The organism is Acetivibrio straminisolvens JCM 21531, assembly GCF_000521465.1.
Taxonomy (GTDB): Bacteria; Bacillota; Clostridia; order Acetivibrionales; family Acetivibrionaceae; genus Hungateiclostridium; species Hungateiclostridium straminisolvens.
Window position 1 is genome coordinate 16,607 of the sequence record NZ_BAVR01000030.1, and the last position, 15,581, is coordinate 32,187.

The window sequence follows — 15,581 nt, forward strand, 5'->3', positions numbered from 1 at the left end:
CATTAAAATGTATCTCTCTACATATTTTTCATTTTCAATAGTATTGTCTTCAACTCCAACTTCAGCTTCTCCGAATCTTCAACCGACAGATTTTCGGAAGAAAGCAGTTGAAGAATCTCTTTCTGTCTGTTCCTCAGTCGGTATAATTCCATTTTACCAATTATGTCCATAACTGCCTTTATGTTATCATCAAAATTACATTCCCCCTGTATTAATTTCGCAAATACGCTCGAAGATTCTTCACCGGCCAAATTTATGAGCTCGGCCGGAACTATTCCCTTCTTGTCTTCAAAGCGTTTAAAAATAATCTTTGCAATTTCTTTGTTTTTTTCATTTTCAAATTCATCAATATTTACTCTGTCTTTGACAACTTTATATAATGAATTATCAATGCTAAGCAGGCACAGCAACATTCTTTCACAATCTACAATTGTATCGTATTTGCTTTTTTCGCTGTTTCTCTCACTCTTAAGCCTGTTATTGTCAGGTTTCGCCACTATCGGCTTAAATCCTGTCTTTGGCTTTATCCTTCTCAATACTTCTGCATATATAGATTCTTGGCTAATATCATATTCATTTGAAATTTTCTTAATAAACATTTCTCTTTCCATATTGTTGTCAATCTTTGACAACAAATCCGCAGCCCTATTAAGAAAATTAATCTTTCCATCAGTAGTATTTGTATCTATGGTGGATTTTAAAGCCTTTATTTTATACTCAACTAATGAAAGTGCATTTTCCACCAAGTTTTTAAACGCTTGAGGGCCGTTCTTCTTAACAAACTCATCAGGGTCCTTCCCTTGAGGTATAATAAGAACCTTTACATTGCAGCCAATGTCACTTAGCAAATCAAGCCCTCTCATTGTAGCAGCCATCCCTGCAGTATCTGCATCGTAGGATATAATTATCTCTTCTGCATATTTTTTCAGTAATCTTCCCTGGCTTTCAGTCAAAGCTGTGCCAAGAGAAGCTACAGTATTTATTATTCCAAACTGAAATAGGGATATTACATCCATATATCCTTCGACTACTATTATTCTTTTTTCACCCGAATTCTTGGCAAAGTTTAGGGCGTAAAGATTTCTCCTTTTATTGTAAACCAGCGTTTCCGGAGAGTTCATATACTTTGGAGAAGAATTGCCCAAGACTCTCCCGCCAAAACCAATAACATTTCCCCTTAAATCAAATATTGGAAATATAATTCTGCCTCTAAACCTATCGTAACAACCGCCGCTTTTACCTTTTAAAACCAAGCCGCTGTCCAAGAGTATCTCATCGTTATAGCCTTTTTTCTTTAAATAACTGTATAAAGCATCCCACTCTTCCGGGGAATATCCCAGGCCAAATTTTCTTGCAATGCCTGCACTGACTTTTCTATTGCTCAAATACTCTCTTGCAGCAGAATTTTCTTTCTCATTAAGCTTCTCATAGAAAAAACGAGCCGCTTCAATATTAATTTTCAAAAGCTCCTGCTTTTTCGGGCGATATTCCTTTCTTCTTCACTGCTTCCTTCGGGCAGCTGTATCCTTGCTCTTTCTGCCAACAGCTTGATTGCTTCAATGTAGTCAAGGTTCTCAGCATCCATGACAAACTGTATGACGCTTCCGCCCTTGCCACATCCAAAACAATAATATAGCTGCTTACTCGGGTCTACACTGAATGAAGGGGTTTTCTCACTGTGAAATGGACATAGTCCGAAATAGTTCTTGCCTTTTCTCTCCAGTTTGACGTACTCCCCCACAACACTCAAAATATCATTGCTAATTCTAATTTCTTCAATCAATTCTTCCGGATAATGTCTATACATTCTATACTCTTCTTTCCAAAACAACTCCTTTATAAAAACTTTTCATTTAATAAATAGACCGTTTACCATAGTTCAACTATATTCTTCGACATATTTGCTCATATTCCTTCTTTTTTTGCTAATCGGCATATTTATTTCTAAACCAAACAAATACGCCCCACTATTATAGCATGGAAGCAAAATTAAAAATACCATAATACGATTTTATTTTATTCTTCATAAAAATAAATTTTCCTTCTTTAATTAAAAACAAATATTTTTAGATATTCTTTCAACTTTATTGCCAATTTATACGTTTAGCATAAATTCAAGCCCAAAAACAAAAGTTATTGGGCTTTTTATGTCTAGTGCCATGATTTAGGTATAAATATTTCGTGAAATTTTTTTACTGCATATCGATCGGTCATTCCGGCAATATAATCGCAAACAACCCTGTCTATATCCGTATGTTGAAGCATTTTTGCCGCTTCATCCGAAAGAAATTCAGGCCTTCTTTTAATGTAGTTGTAAAGCTCTTTTATAATATTTTGGGCCTTCATTTCATCCTTTTTGGCCTCTGACCCTATATACACATTGTCAAACATAAATTCCCGCAGTTCATTCATTGCCTCCTGAAATTCACTGCTCATTTTTACTGTGTCCTTGTCTTTACTATTGGTTATAATATTTACAATCATATTGTTTATCCTTCGGCTGGAACTGTTGCCCAACACTTTGGTACACTCTTTAGGAAGACTGTCTTCCGAAATAATACCTCCTCTTATGGCATCATCTATATCGTGATTTATGTATGCTATTCTGTCGGCAAACCTTATAATCTGTCCTTCCAAAGTTGAGGGAATGGTGTCTCCGGTGTGGTTTAGTATCCCGTTTCTTACTTCCCATGTGAGATTGAGTCCGTTGTCTTTTTCCAGTATATCAACAACTCGTAAGCTTTGCTCGTTATGCTTAAACCCATGGGGCATATCTCGTTTAATACTCTTTCACCGGCATGCCCAAAGGTGTATGCCCTAAATCATGACCTAAAGATATTGCCTCCGTCAAGTCCTCGTTTAATCGCAGGCTCTTTGCAAGAGTCCTTGCTATCTGCGAAACCTCAAGGGTATGGGTAAGTCTCGTCCTGTAATGGTCTCCCTCAGGAGAGAGAAAAACCTGTGTTTTATGTTTTAATCTTCGAAAAGCCTTTGAATACAATATTCTATCTCTATCTCTTTGAAATCGCGTCCTTACATCGCACTCTTTTTCTTCATGCAGCCTGCCGCGGGATTCGGCACTTTTGCCGCAAAAGGCGACAAAATTTCGGCTTCAAGCTTTTCCAATTCTTCACGTATCAGCATAACAAGTTACACCTCCCTACAAATAAAAAAACACCTGTATTTATTATATTATACAAAATCCACAGGTTCCCTTCCAAAAAAAACATAATATTTTTATTCGCATACTTAATTACATATTAAGTATTTCCAATTTTGATTATAATATTTCTTGTATTTTTAATTCCTTTTCCACCGTAAGATCAATATACTTGTCATCTACTTATAATCGGTCTTGACACATGTCTTGGATTTATATGCACAATTTCACATACTTCACCTGTATTAAGCTTTGCAAAATCTCCAATATAATACGCAGCTATATTACTTAGAAAAGCATTGACCACAGCTACATCAAGCTTACCGACATATTCTTCCTCCATTATATGAAATACCTCAAAAGGACTCTCTTTCTCTCTATATACCTATTTGATGTCATAGCATCATAAATATCCGCTACTGCTATCACCTTTGCCATCATGCTTATTTTATCGCCTTTAGCACCGGTAGGATAGCCGCTTCCGTCCTCCCTCTCATGGTGCATTAGAACAGCAATGCGTATCTCCCGATCTATCTCGGGTTCCTTTTCAAGCATTCTGTAACCGTAAACAGTGTGTTTCTTAATCTCTTCATATTCATCCGGAGTCAGTTTTGAAGGTTTGTTCAAAATTTCCTTAGGTACCTTTGATTTGCCTATATCATGAAGCAACCCCGCCTGAACAAGCATAAGGAGTTTATCCTTGCTAAAGCCCATCCATTTTCCCAATAGCATGCAAAGAAGAGATACATTTATAGAATGAGTATAAGTATATTGGTCCGCACTCTTGATTTGATTTATACATCTTACTATATCCCTTTTTTCGTCCAATCTTGCAACCACAGAAGTAACAACTTTGTCAACCTTATCCATATTAAGATTTTTCCCGACAGCCGCATCATAAAGAACACTCTTAAAACAATTGACACTCGCATTATATGAAGTATTAAAGCTCTCGGAGATTTCCGAAGAGGAGAAGTTATTTTCCTTCTCTACAACCCTAACCTTGCTGTAGTTAAGGTTAAAGAGCTTCTTTATCATGTGATCGTCCAATATTGTTCCTTCCGAAATCACTATTGATCCATAATCATTCAGTATGGTTTCGGCAATTCTCATGCCCGGTTTTACTTCTCTTAGAGGTAAAAATACTTTTGACACATTATTCCCCCAATTCTAAGTATATTAAATTTTTTATTTATATTATTATCGTATTTTTTTCCTGTATAGTTTATAAATATTTGAATTCAATTCTTTGATGGTAAACTTTTTGCATTGATGATGTATGTATTTTATGTTAACATTTATAAAGTGCATCAATACTTTTTACTGTATTATTAGTATTTTTATAACCATATATGGATTACGTTAACTTGTGAGGAATAAAAATTAAATGAAATTGTGACTTAAATGAAATTTTTTTCACCAAAATACTGAAAACCATCCCCTAAGGGATATTTATTATAATTTATATCATGTAAAGGGGTGTTCATCAGAATGCAATTAAATAATATGAAGAAAATAGAAAAGATAGCCAAAGAATTTAATAAAATAAACCGTCTTTCAAAACTTATCATAAAATACGGATTTTTTACTTTCATCGCAATGTTTTTGCTTGGAGCATTGACAATTCTCATGTATCAGACAGTACTTTATTCAAACGACTATACTTATTATTTGGGAACCCTGATTGTAAAAACCAGCTTTACCATTCTCGCAGAAGCAGTAATCGGAGGTCTGGTTATCGATTTTATAACAGCAAAAGGTTAAGAACTGATTAATCCCGAATAAGGGATTTTTCAATTCTTAACCTTTATATTTCTCCATGCTTCTCTTTGCTTTTGATATCAATTACCTTATTCTTTTCATCTACAAACAGTATTTTCGGGCTAAATGACTTTGCCTCTTCCCTGTCAAATATTCCATAGGAAATTATAATTATCAAATCGCCGGGATGTACAAGCCTTGCGGCAGCACCATTGAGACAAATCATCCCGCTTCCTCTCTCTCCTTTAATGACATAAGTTTCAAACCTGTTTCCGTTGTTATTGTCAACCACCTGAACCTTCTCATTTTCCATTATATCGGCAGCATCCATCAAATCTTCATCAATTGTAATGCTGCCCACATAGTCCAAGTTCGCTTCGGTTACTGTGGCACGATGAATCTTAGATTTCATCAATGTTATAAACATACTCTTTACACCTCCACAATTATATTGTCAATAAGCCTTGTGTTCCCAAATCTTACAGCCAATGCTATAAGGACTCTTCCTTTAATTTCATCAATATTTTCCAAAGTGTCGGCATTTACCGCTTCAACATAATCAATCACTGCATTTTTTTCTGTCTGTATTCTGTCAATTATATATTTTTTGATTTTTTCCCCGCTAGTTTCACCTTTTTTTTATAAGCTCTTCCGACTCCATCAAGGATTTTGAAAGTATTAGTGCCGATTTTCTCTCCTCGGGGCTTAAATATACATTTCTCGAGCTCATGGCAAGTCCATCTTCTTCGCGTACTATAGGACAGGTTATTATTTCAATATTCATATTAAGATCTCTTACCATTTTCTTTATCACTGCCACCTGTTGGGCATCCTTCTGTCCGAAATATGCCCTGTGAGGCTCGACAATATTAAAAAGCTTGGCTACAATCGTCGTCACACCTCTAAAATGTCCCGGTCTTGATTTGCCGCAAAGAACTTCGGTTATACCCTCAACATTAACATACGTATTATATCCGTCAGGATACATTTCTTTAACGGACGGAGCAAAAACCACATCAACTCCTGCCGATTCCGCAAGCTTCAAATCTCTTTCCATATCCCGCGGGTATCTGTCAAAGTCCTCATTAGGACCAAACTGTGTCGGATTTACAAAAATGCTCATAATGGTATAGTCATTATTTTGCAGCGACATATTTACCAAGGATAAATGGCCTTCGTGAAGATATCCCATTGTAGGTACAAAGCCAATTGTCCTTCCCATGCTCTTTTGTGTTCTCACTATAGCTTTTAAATCACTGATTGTCTCAATTACTCTCATGTTGTTTACTCTCCTATTTTTTTATGTCCAATAGTACAATATTAATACATGCAATATTTAAATGTCAAATTTAATTTTATCAAGCTCATCAATAATCCAATCATCCACTATAAATGAATTTTTTGCTGTTGGGAATATTCCGCTTTGTACTTCTTCTATATAGCTTTTTACCGCCGTGGATATTGTTTCTCCCATGTTGGCATATTTCTTTACATGCTTTGGAGTAAAGTCCGTAAACATTCCCGTCAAATCCTGTATGACAAGCACCTGCCCGTCACAGTCCGGCCCGGAACCGATTCCTATTGTAGGTATGTCCAGCCTTTTGGATATAAACGCCGCAAGCTTGTAGGGTACACACTCCAAAACCACGGCAAAAGCCCCTGCTTTTTGCAATAAAAGTGCATCCCGGTATATTTTTTTTGCTGTGTCAATAGTCTTGCCCTGCGCCTTGTGGCCCCCAAAAACATTTATAGACTGGGGAGTATATCCAAGGTGCCCGACTACAGGTATTCCAGCGCTGATAATGGCCTTTACGTCTTCAATTATGTCCTCGCCGCCTTCGAGCTTTACAGCCTTGCAGCCCCCTTCGGATACAAGTCTTCCGGCATTTTTGACACTGTCATTCTTTCCTGTATGGTAGGATAAAAACGGCATGTCTGCAACAACCATTGCTCTTTTGACTCCCCTTACAACTGCCTTTGTATGGTGAAGCATATCATCCATTGTCACCCGAGTAGTATCCTCGTATCCCAAGACCACCATCCCGAGGGAATCGCCTACCAGTATGGAATCCACTCCGGATTCATCTAAAATTTTAGCTGTCGGATAGTCATAAGCCGTCAGCATGCTGATTTTTCTTCCCTCTTTTTTCGACTCTATAAAACTTGCTGTTGTAAACTTGTTATTCATAATCATACCTTCCCTTTTTTAATTACCACATTGCACATCCTTTAACACATTCGTATGGTAAATCTCGTTTTCACCTTCAAGAAACACTTTTTTCCAAATCAAAAAAGCCAATCCGACAGGATTGACCGATATTCGACAATAAAGGCAAATATATTTCCCCTATATCCCCCTGTCTCTGTCCCCTTTTACGGATCAAAGCAGAATGCAATAAAAAAATCAATTCTTCTCGTTTAATATCTACAGTGCGGTTCAAATTGATACCACCTGAGTATAGTTAAATATTAGCACAGTCAAAGTTATAAATCAATAATTTCAACAGAAAAATTGAAATTTAATGCAAATTGATAGAAGTTTTACCTCTATCCAATTTGCATATTAATTATCATAGTTAATATACTCTCTTAAGCCTTTGCAGGTGCAGCAGCCTTTCTCTCTGCTTGCTTTTCCTTAAGCAATTCCCAAAGAGGAGTTGCAATAAATATTGAAGAATAAGTTCCGCTGATAAGACCGATTATCAATGGGAAAGTAAACTCCTTCATTGAACTGATTCCGTTATACGCTGCGAAAGCAAAAACCGTTATTACACATATTAACGTGGTCACAGTAGTATTTATCGTCCTTGACATGGACTGAGCAATACTGCTGTTTACAAGAGTGCTTATGGATTCCTTTCTGGATGCCTTGCTGTTTTCCCTTATTCTGTCATATATTACTATAGTATCGTTAACAGAGTATCCCAGTACAGTCAGTACAGCTGCTATAAAGGACTCATTAACAGGTATATTGAATACGGCATATACCGCAACCATCATAAGAACGTCGTGAAGTACTGCCACAACAGCAGTAAAGCCTGCTACAAGTCCCGACATGATATTAAATCTTATTCCAATGTATAAAATCAACAATACCATGGACAAGGCAACTGCAAGCAAACCTTTTGTAAGCAATTCGGCTCCTATCGAAGGGTCAACATCCCTTACTATCATTTCACCGTATTCCTTTACATTAAGTTCGGATTTCAATGCTGTAAGAACTTTGTTGCGCTCATCATCGGTAAGCTTTCCGCTGGACTTTATAACAAGAAAACTGATAGTTTCATTGTCGTGTGTGGTATCGAATGTCTGAGACTTTTGGGCATGAATACTACTTTTCCCGATAGCTTCTTTTGCAATATTCTCGGCCCTATTCGCATCAAAATCTCCGTTTTCCATCTGTATTTCTATTTGGGTTCCACCCCTAAATTGAACATCAAGATTAAGTCCTTGCCTTGCTATCAATGCAACAAGACCAATTAGCAACAATACAGAGGACAATATGAAAAAGTATTTTCTCTTACCGACGTAATCAAACATTTGCAGTACCTCCTTTAGCTCCAAAAAGCCACGGTTTTCTTAATACTCGGATTTCTGACAGGGCAGTCAAAACAATCTTTGTTGCAAATATTGCTGTAATGAAGTTGACAATTATACCAAGCCCAAGGGTAATGGCAAAGGATCTAACTGCTCCTGTTCCAAAGTAATAGAGAACCCCCGCAGTTATCAATGTAGTCAGGTTGCCGTCAAGTATTGCTGTAATTGCCCTCTTAAAGCCCAAATCAACAGCAGCATTAACAGTTTTACCGCTCCTAATTTCTTCCTTGATTCTCTCAAATATAATTACATTGGCATCAACACTCATACCCACAGTAAGAATCAAACCTGCTATACCCGGAAGAGTAAGGGACATGCCGCTCAAAACCAAAACCAATATAATAGCTGCAATCTGCCCAAGGAGCGTAATATCCGCCACCAGTCCCGGAACTCTGTAATACAAAAACATAAACAACCATACCAAAAGAATTGCAACTGCTCCTGCATATATACTTATATTAAGTGCATTCTCACCGATAATCGGGCTAATATGGTTGACATCCTTTGCCTCAAGCTTAAAAGGCAAAGCACCGGACCTTATTATGGCTGCAAGCTCTTTTGCTTGTATTATGGATTCTTCCTGGCTAGAAGTACCGAGAGTAATTACTGCTCTGTCCTTACCGCTTATTTTTTCATTGACTATAGGAGCTGAAATCATCTGATCATCAAGATATATAGCAATTTTTTGACCAACCAGTCTTTCAGTTGCCTCTTCAAACTTTTTAGCTCCCTCATCACTAAATATCAATCTTACATTAGCTAATTGCGTTTCGGGGTTTGTCTCAGCCACAGCGTCTACTATGTCCTTACCCTGAAGAACTATCCTGTCGGTCATTTCATAAGCTCCCGTTTCAGGATCAAACTTGTCTTCATCAACTTCTCTGAAAGACATCATTGCCGTAGCTCCAATATCGCAATGGTATCATATGGGTTACCATATTCACTGCCTTTTTTGTACGGTATTTCAACAAGTACTCTCTTGTTAACCTTGTCCACCGTTACAGTCTTGTCATAAATTTGCTTTCCTTCAAGTCTTGTATCTATTATTCCTTTAACAGTATCCAACTCATCATCAGTGGGTACTATCCCATCGGGAGCCGTAAGAACAGCACTGACTCCACCACTTATATCAATTCCGTATCGGATACCTTCATAAGCTCTGGGAATGGAATAATCTGACTTCGGAATGTTTAGTCCGACAAGAACAATAGCGGTCATAGCTGCAATAATCGCCAAAACCAAGAAGCTTTTAATACCGCTGACTAATCTCATTTGTAAAATTCCCCCTTTTAAATCTTTTCACATGTGGATATTATATAACTACAACAAATTCGCGTCAATATACTATTTTCTCACAATACACCACTATAATACATAATTCTACAATACCAAACTTTTCCTTTAATAAAAATACATTTTAAAGAAGATGAGTTCCGTTGATTATAAGCTGAAATTTAAGCCCTAAAAATTCAGCAGCCCTCCGATTCATGGTCATTCGAACCAAGAAGATTTCAAAATAGTCCATTACCGGGCAAATTTCTGTATCTATATGAAGCTCTAAAACCACCACTTTCTTTTCGTTATCCACATATAATTCAGAGCTATCAACTGCATAGTTTACTCTGTCATGAATATCAAAGGTAGCTATGTCATTGTTTCTGACCCGGGTCCTGTGAACATCAGATTTGTCCGCTAGAATAAGAGCTGCAGAAATATTGCTTACAGGAGCTCCCGAATTCTCATCGTGATTTCCGATAGCCATCATTATTTCCGCCGCTTCACTGTAGCCCATACCCATCTTGGTCAAAATGCCGTAAGCCAATATTGCACCCGAATGGGCGTGATCTATCCTGTTTACCGCATTTCCGATATCATGGAGATAACCGGCAATTTTGGCAAGCTCAACTTCCCTTTCGGGAAATCCCAATGTCTCAAGTATTTCTCCCGCCTCTTTAGCAACCAATCCGACATGCCTAAAGGAATGCTCAGTATATCCCAATGCTGCAAGCTGCCTGTCCGCCACTTCAAAAAGCGACTTGATTTCCTCGTTGTTTTTTAAATCCTTTAATGTTATGAGCCCATACAAAACCTCCCATATATGACGGATATTTTTTACATCTCCTGCGCCTTTATCCACAAAGCACATTCCACTCTCTTTTTCTCCAGTTCGCAGCCAACTTTGTACGGAACATTGATATCGCTGTGAAAATTATATGAATTGGCAGCACAACCTCCGCTGCAGTAAAATTTTGCCCAACAGCTGTCACATTCTTTTTTGGTGTATACATTCGAGTTTTTGAAATAGCTTTGAATATCTCTGTCAAGGACTCCCTCTTTGACATTACCCATTTTAAACTTCTCATTTCCCACAAACTGGTGGCAAGGGTAAATATCTCCTTCGGGAGTAATTGCAAGATACTCATGTCCCGACCCGCAGCCTGTCAACCTTTTTACGATACACGGCCCCTGACTTAGGTCTATCATAAAATGAAAGAAATTAAACCATTTTCCCTCTTTGCTTCTCTTCACATACTCATATGCCAGTTTTTCATACTCTTCAAACAATTTAGGAAGGTCTTCTTCCCTCAAATCATATCCGCTGTCTTTTGCAGCTACTACAGGCTCCACCGAAATCTGCCTAAAGCCCTCATCGGCCAAATGGGTAACATCCTTGGAAAAATCCAGGTTTTCTCTTGTGAAAGTCCCGCGGACATAATAATTATCCTGGTTTCTGGACTCTGCTACATATTTAAACTTCGGCAGTATATCTTCATAACAGCCTGTGCCGTCAACTCTTTTGCGCATTCTGTCGTTTACTTCCTTGCGCCCGTCAATACTCAGTACAATGTTGTGCATGTTTTCATTTATATACTTTATATTATCATCATTCAAAAGCAAACCATTCGTTGTCAATGTAAACCTGAAATTTTTATTATGTTCCTTTTCCTTTTGCCTTGCATATTCAATAATTTCTTTGACCGTTTCAAAATTCATCATCGGCTCTCCGCCAAAGAAGTCCACTTCAAGGTTTCTCCTATTTTTCGACTCCGAGATTAAAAAATCAATGGCTTTTTTGCCCACTTCCGGCTCATCATGCTTCTTTGGCCGCCAAAATTTCCGGTGGATGCAAAACAGTATTTACATCTTAAATTGCAGTCATGGGATATATGAAGACACAGTGCCTTTACCACCGACTTTCTGTTCATGGAAGGAATATATTCCTTGTAAGGATCTTCAGAATAAATTAGCCCATCCGCTCTTAGACTCTCAATCTCTTTTAGAGCCTCCTCAATCTCATCGGCACTGTACTTGCAAATAAGCTTATTCTTAATCTCGTCAGCTCTACAATCCTTATAATAATCCAATATGTCAAAGGTTATATCATCCACCACATGAACAGCACCACTGTTGACATCAACAACTATATTGGTGCCCATTAACGAAAACTTGTGAATCATTGTCATCTTACTTAACCACCTTGTTTTATACAATTCCTATAAAATTAAAATAGTGCTAAAAAAGTGAAAAAGCGAAATATTTGTTTCACTTTTCACTTCATTGACTGTACCGAAATCAGATACATATTATTTTCTACCCTTTATGTAAAGGATTACTTTTTTTCGCAGCTTTGGTTTGCTACGGTGCAGGAAGTCTTGCAAGCTGACTGACAGGAAGTCTGACATTCGCCGCATCCACCTTTTTTCAAGCCATCTTTTAATGTTGATCCGTTTAAAACCTTAATATGCTTCATTTGCTTTCCCCCTATAGTGAAATTTACACGTTGTATTATAACACAAATTGCTAGTGTTGAAAAGAACAATGTATAAAACAAATAATCTTTTTCTACATCTTTAACTTTTTCAAAAGTTCTTTAAAATACATAGGAATCGGCGACTCAAATTCCATATACTCTCCTTTTACGGGGTGGACAAATCCAAGCTTTTTTGCATGAAGTGCCTGTCCGTTTACATTATATACATCATTTTTCCTTCCATAGACAGTATCACCGATAATGGGATAGCCAATATAGGACATATGCACACGTATCTGATGAGTCCTTCCCGTTTCTAAAGTAACTTCAATATAAGTGGCATCTTTAAATCTCTCAAGCACTTTAAAACGGGTCACAGCCCGCCTGCCGTTCTTGGTATTCACAGCCATCTTTTTTCTGTCAACGGGATGTCTTCCAATGGGAGCGTCAATTTTCCCCTGCTCCTCGCGGATTATGCCATGGACCAGCGCAACGTATACTCTTTCAATATCGTGGTCTTTAAGCCTTCTGGATAGTCCCTCATGAGCAGCATTACTTTTTGCAACTACCAGCACCCCGGAAGTATCCTTATCAATCCTGTGAACGATACCCGGCCTTATAATGCCGTTTATGTCGGAAAGATTGTCACCGCAATGATTCAAAAGAGCATTTACCAAAGTACCGGAATAGTTTCCCGCCGCAGGATGCACCACCATACCCTTTGGCTTGTCCACCACTATAATGTGCTCATCCTCATATAATATGGGCACACTAATGTCTTCTGCCACTACATCAAGAACTTGCGGCTCCGGTATTTTTGCCAGTATCTCGTCCATGGGCTTTACCTTGTAGTTTGATTTTACTGGTTTTCCGTTTACAAGTATCATCTCATCGCTTATAAGCTTTTGAATATATGACCTGGAATAATCTTTGAGCTTTCCGCAAAGCCACGCATCAATCCTTATTCCGTTGTCATTTGAAACAAATGCAATTTCCTCCATAACCTCTCCATGCCCTAATTTATGCAATATATCTTAAATCCTTATTTAATAATATTATTCCTTATGTTCCTTATATATAAACAAAGTATAATAGGCCAGCAATATGGTTCCCACTACCACAAAGGTATCCGCAGCATTAAATACGGGAAAATGGTAACTGCCGAATTGAAAATCAAGAAAATCCACAACCCCTTCGGGCCTAAATATCCTGTCGATGAGGTTTCCCAATGCTCCTCCGAGAATCATGCTTAGGGAAAACCTGTAAAACTTGTTGCGGTTTTTAAAAATAAAGTATGCCAATAATGCCGAAAGAGCTATTGTAACGGGAACAAGTATATACCTTCCGTTCTGCATGATGCCCCAGGCAGCACCGGTATTTCTCCAATGAGTAAGATAAAAAAAGTTGTTGATTACACTTATTTTGTCTCCAAACTCAATATTGCTGATTACAATATACTTTGTCAATTGGTCAATGGCTACAAAACCAGCTATCAATATTAAAAACAACATACAAGCCCAGCCTTCCTCATAGATTTGTCAGTAAAATTATATACGCTTTCCATCATGATGTAAAGTTTAATTGAATATATCTTATCTCATTCAACAGGTATATACCACTTGGTAAAATCATAATATCTGCCCCATACGCTGGGATTTAGCTCGCCTCTTAATCTTTTGTTGTAAATAACCGCTTCATTATAGAAGTATAACCCCAGATAAGGCAAGTCCTGATTTATTATTTCTTTCATGTTAATAAAATAGGCTTTTTTCATTGACGGATCCTTTTCCTTTAAAATCAAGGACAAATACCTGTCAACCTGTTCATTGCTATATCCTGATATATTAAGACCCGTTCCGATTTCTGCAGATGAATACAGGAAAGATATATCCGGTACCGATGTTACGGTACATCCGATAAACACCATGTCAAATTTGCCGGTTTGTACCTTCCCAAGCTCCTCATCCCATCTGACCTTTTTGATTTCTATTCCTATTCCCGCTTCTTTGAGCTGCTCTTTTATCTTTTCCGCCACAGCCAGCCGGATCTCATTGTCATCATTCACCATCAACTCCAATGAGAGAGGGGTGTTTACGCCGTTAATCCTCTTGTAATAAATGCCGTTGTTATCCTTCCACCCGCTGTCAACGAGTATCTGTTTTGCCTTCTCCACATCCCTCTCGTACGATACAACGTTGGTATCGTTGAGCCATGTATCGGGAATAACAGGCAAATCCGACGCCACAGCCTCTCCGGGCATAATACTGCTTATAATTTGTCCTCGGTCAACAGCATATGCTATAGCCGTTCTTACTTCCTTTTCCTTTAGTATTTTGTTCGAGAGATTAAACGCAATAAACTCAAATTGATTACTCACATGTTTTTTCAAAACTATATCCGTTCTTCCGCTATAACCTATCCAATTGGTTCTGTCTGCAGTAATAACATCTACTTCCTGAGACTGAAAAGCATTCATTACAGATTGATTCTTACCGTATATTTTTATATTGACCTCTTCGATATAGGGAAGGCCAATACTGTTTTCGTCCCCACCACCTTTGTTCCACCAGCTTTCATTGCTTGTAAGCCTGACATACTCACTTTTTTTGTATTCCGCAAATTTATACGGTCCGGTACCTATCGGACTGTTATTTTTCGGAGTTGTCAAAATATCTTCCCCAAGAAAATAATGCTTTGGGATTATGGGAAAAGTCATTAGTTCGGGAGTGAAAGAATTGGGACTTTTCAAAAGCACCTTAAACGTCGTGCTGTCTTGCGCCAGAAAGCTTTCGACATTTTCGAAGCATGTCTTGTACGGACTGTTCACACCCGCATTCATTATAGTACTCGCCGTAAATTCCACGTCTTCTGCCGAAAACGGTATGCCGTCATGCCAATAAACATTTTCCTTCAAGTAAAATGTCCATATCATCCATCGTCGGATCCTTCCCAACTCTCGGCAAGAAGAGGCACAGCCTTCTGATTCCCATCCAACCTCACAAGGCTTTCAAACACAAAACAGGAATACTCCTTCACATAGGCATTGGCAGTCAATATGGGATTTAAGGTATCGGGCTCGGTGGAAAACAGATTCAAAACACCGTTCTTTACAGGCCCTGTATCCAGTACGTCATCCATACCGCCATTTAGAAAATCGTAATCTTTGTTTTCTTCTTCCAACAAACTGCTTAAATCGATATTGCAAGCTGAAAAAACAGTGCTAATAATCATCAGCACAGTAAGCAAAAACACTCTTTTTTTCAAAGCGTATCTCTCCCTGATTGTATTCTTCGTATATTTAACTTCTCCAGG

16 protein-coding genes and 3 pseudogenes are annotated in these 15,581 nt (G+C 38.0%); 1 reads left to right on the plus strand and 18 read right to left on the minus strand.

Annotated elements, in window-relative coordinates; all coding sequences use genetic code 11:
- Positions 1–17: 17 nt before the first annotated feature.
- The 5 genes and pseudogenes from dnaG to JCM21531_RS09325 all read right to left on the minus strand — a co-directional run bounded on the left by dnaG (position 18) and on the right by JCM21531_RS09325 (position 4,315).
- Positions 18–1,463, minus strand: coding sequence for a DNA primase (gene dnaG / locus JCM21531_RS09310; RefSeq protein WP_243467475.1), 1,446 nt, complete (start codon positions 1,461–1,463; stop codon positions 18–20).
- Positions 1,460–1,807 (minus strand): CHC2 zinc finger domain-containing protein, encoded by a 348-nt coding sequence (locus JCM21531_RS21555; RefSeq protein ID WP_038289254.1) that lies wholly within the window; start codon positions 1,805–1,807, stop codon positions 1,460–1,462. The genes dnaG and JCM21531_RS21555 overlap by 4 nt, the downstream gene beginning before the upstream one ends.
- Positions 1,808–2,151: 344 nt before the next feature.
- Positions 2,152–3,144 (minus strand): annotated as a pseudogene (locus JCM21531_RS09320) (deoxyguanosinetriphosphate triphosphohydrolase).
- 191 nt (positions 3,145–3,335) lie between these two features.
- On the minus strand, positions 3,336–3,503 hold the full coding sequence (locus JCM21531_RS21560) for a hypothetical protein (protein WP_243467476.1): 168 nt from the start codon (positions 3,501–3,503) through the stop codon (positions 3,336–3,338).
- The gene (locus JCM21531_RS09325) at positions 3,503–4,315 is read right to left on the minus strand and encodes an HD-GYP domain-containing protein (protein WP_243467477.1); all 813 of its coding nucleotides are present in this window, start codon (positions 4,313–4,315) and stop codon (positions 3,503–3,505) included. The genes JCM21531_RS21560 and JCM21531_RS09325 overlap by 1 nt, the downstream gene beginning before the upstream one ends.
- A 336-nt stretch (positions 4,316–4,651) precedes the next feature.
- On the opposite strand from JCM21531_RS09325, the gene JCM21531_RS09330 reads away from it, so the two are divergent.
- A complete protein-coding gene (locus JCM21531_RS09330) occupies positions 4,652–4,924 on the plus strand; it encodes a hypothetical protein (protein WP_038289256.1) in 273 nt (90 codons plus the stop codon).
- 43 nt (positions 4,925–4,967) lie between these two features.
- On the opposite strand, the gene panD is transcribed toward JCM21531_RS09330, so the two are convergent.
- The 13 genes and pseudogenes from panD to JCM21531_RS21570 all read right to left on the minus strand — a co-directional run bounded on the left by panD (position 4,968) and on the right by JCM21531_RS21570 (position 15,533).
- The gene (panD, locus tag JCM21531_RS09335; RefSeq protein WP_038289258.1) at positions 4,968–5,348 is read right to left on the minus strand and encodes an aspartate 1-decarboxylase; all 381 of its coding nucleotides are present in this window, start codon (positions 5,346–5,348) and stop codon (positions 4,968–4,970) included.
- A 5-nt stretch (positions 5,349–5,353) separates the two neighbouring features.
- Positions 5,354–6,200: pseudogene (gene panC / locus JCM21531_RS09340) on the minus strand (pantoate--beta-alanine ligase).
- Positions 6,201–6,257: 57 nt separating this feature from the next.
- On the minus strand, positions 6,258–7,109 hold the full coding sequence (panB, locus tag JCM21531_RS09345; RefSeq protein ID WP_038289260.1) for a 3-methyl-2-oxobutanoate hydroxymethyltransferase: 852 nt from the start codon (positions 7,107–7,109) through the stop codon (positions 6,258–6,260).
- Between the two features lie 401 nt (positions 7,110–7,510).
- Positions 7,511–8,461 carry a protein translocase subunit SecF gene (gene secF, locus JCM21531_RS09350; RefSeq protein WP_038289262.1) on the minus strand — a complete coding sequence of 317 codons (951 nt, stop codon included), beginning with the start codon at positions 8,459–8,461 and terminating at the stop codon, positions 7,511–7,513.
- Positions 8,454–9,413 (minus strand): protein translocase subunit SecD, encoded by a 960-nt coding sequence (gene secD / locus JCM21531_RS09355; RefSeq protein ID WP_243467478.1) that lies wholly within the window; start codon positions 9,411–9,413, stop codon positions 8,454–8,456. The genes secF and secD overlap by 8 nt, the downstream gene beginning before the upstream one ends.
- Positions 9,410–9,790, minus strand: a complete 381-nt coding sequence (locus JCM21531_RS21565; RefSeq protein ID WP_243467479.1) for a preprotein translocase subunit SecD family protein — start codon at positions 9,788–9,790, stop codon at positions 9,410–9,412. The genes secD and JCM21531_RS21565 overlap by 4 nt, the downstream gene beginning before the upstream one ends.
- Before the next feature lie 145 nt (positions 9,791–9,935).
- Complete coding sequence (locus JCM21531_RS09360; protein ID WP_243467480.1) at positions 9,936–10,655, minus strand: HD domain-containing protein; 720 nt, start codon at positions 10,653–10,655, stop codon at positions 9,936–9,938.
- Positions 10,631–11,982, minus strand: a pseudogene (gene scfB, locus JCM21531_RS09365) (thioether cross-link-forming SCIFF peptide maturase). The gene JCM21531_RS09360 and the pseudogene scfB overlap by 25 nt, the downstream one beginning before the upstream one ends.
- A gap of 146 nt (positions 11,983–12,128) precedes the next feature.
- Positions 12,129–12,269, minus strand: a complete 141-nt coding sequence (gene scfA, locus JCM21531_RS17730; RefSeq protein WP_059387193.1) for a six-cysteine ranthipeptide SCIFF — start codon at positions 12,267–12,269, stop codon at positions 12,129–12,131.
- 92 nt (positions 12,270–12,361) lie between these two features.
- Positions 12,362–13,270 carry an RluA family pseudouridine synthase gene (locus JCM21531_RS09370; RefSeq protein ID WP_038289264.1) on the minus strand — a complete coding sequence of 303 codons (909 nt, stop codon included), beginning with the start codon at positions 13,268–13,270 and terminating at the stop codon, positions 12,362–12,364.
- Positions 13,271–13,324: 54 nt separating this feature from the next.
- Positions 13,325–13,780, minus strand: coding sequence for a signal peptidase II (gene lspA, locus JCM21531_RS09375; RefSeq protein WP_038289267.1), 456 nt, complete (start codon positions 13,778–13,780; stop codon positions 13,325–13,327).
- Positions 13,781–13,866: 86 nt separating this feature from the next.
- Positions 13,867–15,201, minus strand: coding sequence for a peptide ABC transporter substrate-binding protein (locus JCM21531_RS09380; protein WP_243467481.1), 1,335 nt, complete (start codon positions 15,199–15,201; stop codon positions 13,867–13,869).
- Positions 15,198–15,533 (minus strand): hypothetical protein, encoded by a 336-nt coding sequence (locus JCM21531_RS21570; protein ID WP_243467482.1) that lies wholly within the window; start codon positions 15,531–15,533, stop codon positions 15,198–15,200. The genes JCM21531_RS09380 and JCM21531_RS21570 overlap by 4 nt, the downstream gene beginning before the upstream one ends.
- Between the last annotated feature and the right edge of the window lie 48 nt (positions 15,534–15,581).

Coding starts and splice junctions, on each gene's coding strand:
- JCM21531_RS21555 (WP_038289254.1), bottom strand. CDS start 1,807: ATGTATAGACATTATCCGGAAGAATTGATTGAAGAAATTAGAATTAGC.
- JCM21531_RS21560 (WP_243467476.1), bottom strand. CDS start 3,503: ATGGAGGAAGAATATGTCGGTAAGCTTGATGTAGCTGTGGTCAATGCT.
- JCM21531_RS09330 (WP_038289256.1), top strand. CDS start 4,652: ATGCAATTAAATAATATGAAGAAAATAGAAAAGATAGCCAAAGAATTT.
- panD (WP_038289258.1), bottom strand. CDS start 5,348: ATGTTTATAACATTGATGAAATCTAAGATTCATCGTGCCACAGTAACC.
- panB (WP_038289260.1), bottom strand. CDS start 7,109: ATGAATAACAAGTTTACAACAGCAAGTTTTATAGAGTCGAAAAAAGAG.
- secF (WP_038289262.1), bottom strand. CDS start 8,461: ATGTTTGATTACGTCGGTAAGAGAAAATACTTTTTCATATTGTCCTCT.
- secD (WP_243467478.1), bottom strand. CDS start 9,413: ATGATGTCTTTCAGAGAAGTTGATGAAGACAAGTTTGATCCTGAAACG.
- JCM21531_RS21565 (WP_243467479.1), bottom strand. CDS start 9,790: ATGAGATTAGTCAGCGGTATTAAAAGCTTCTTGGTTTTGGCGATTATT.
- scfA (WP_059387193.1), bottom strand. CDS start 12,269: ATGAAGCATATTAAGGTTTTAAACGGATCAACATTAAAAGATGGCTTG.
- JCM21531_RS09370 (WP_038289264.1), bottom strand. CDS start 13,270: ATGGAGGAAATTGCATTTGTTTCAAATGACAACGGAATAAGGATTGAT.
- lspA (WP_038289267.1), bottom strand. CDS start 13,780: ATGTTGTTTTTAATATTGATAGCTGGTTTTGTAGCCATTGACCAATTG.
- JCM21531_RS09380 (WP_243467481.1), bottom strand. CDS start 15,201: ATGATATGGACATTTTACTTGAAGGAAAATGTTTATTGGCATGACGGC.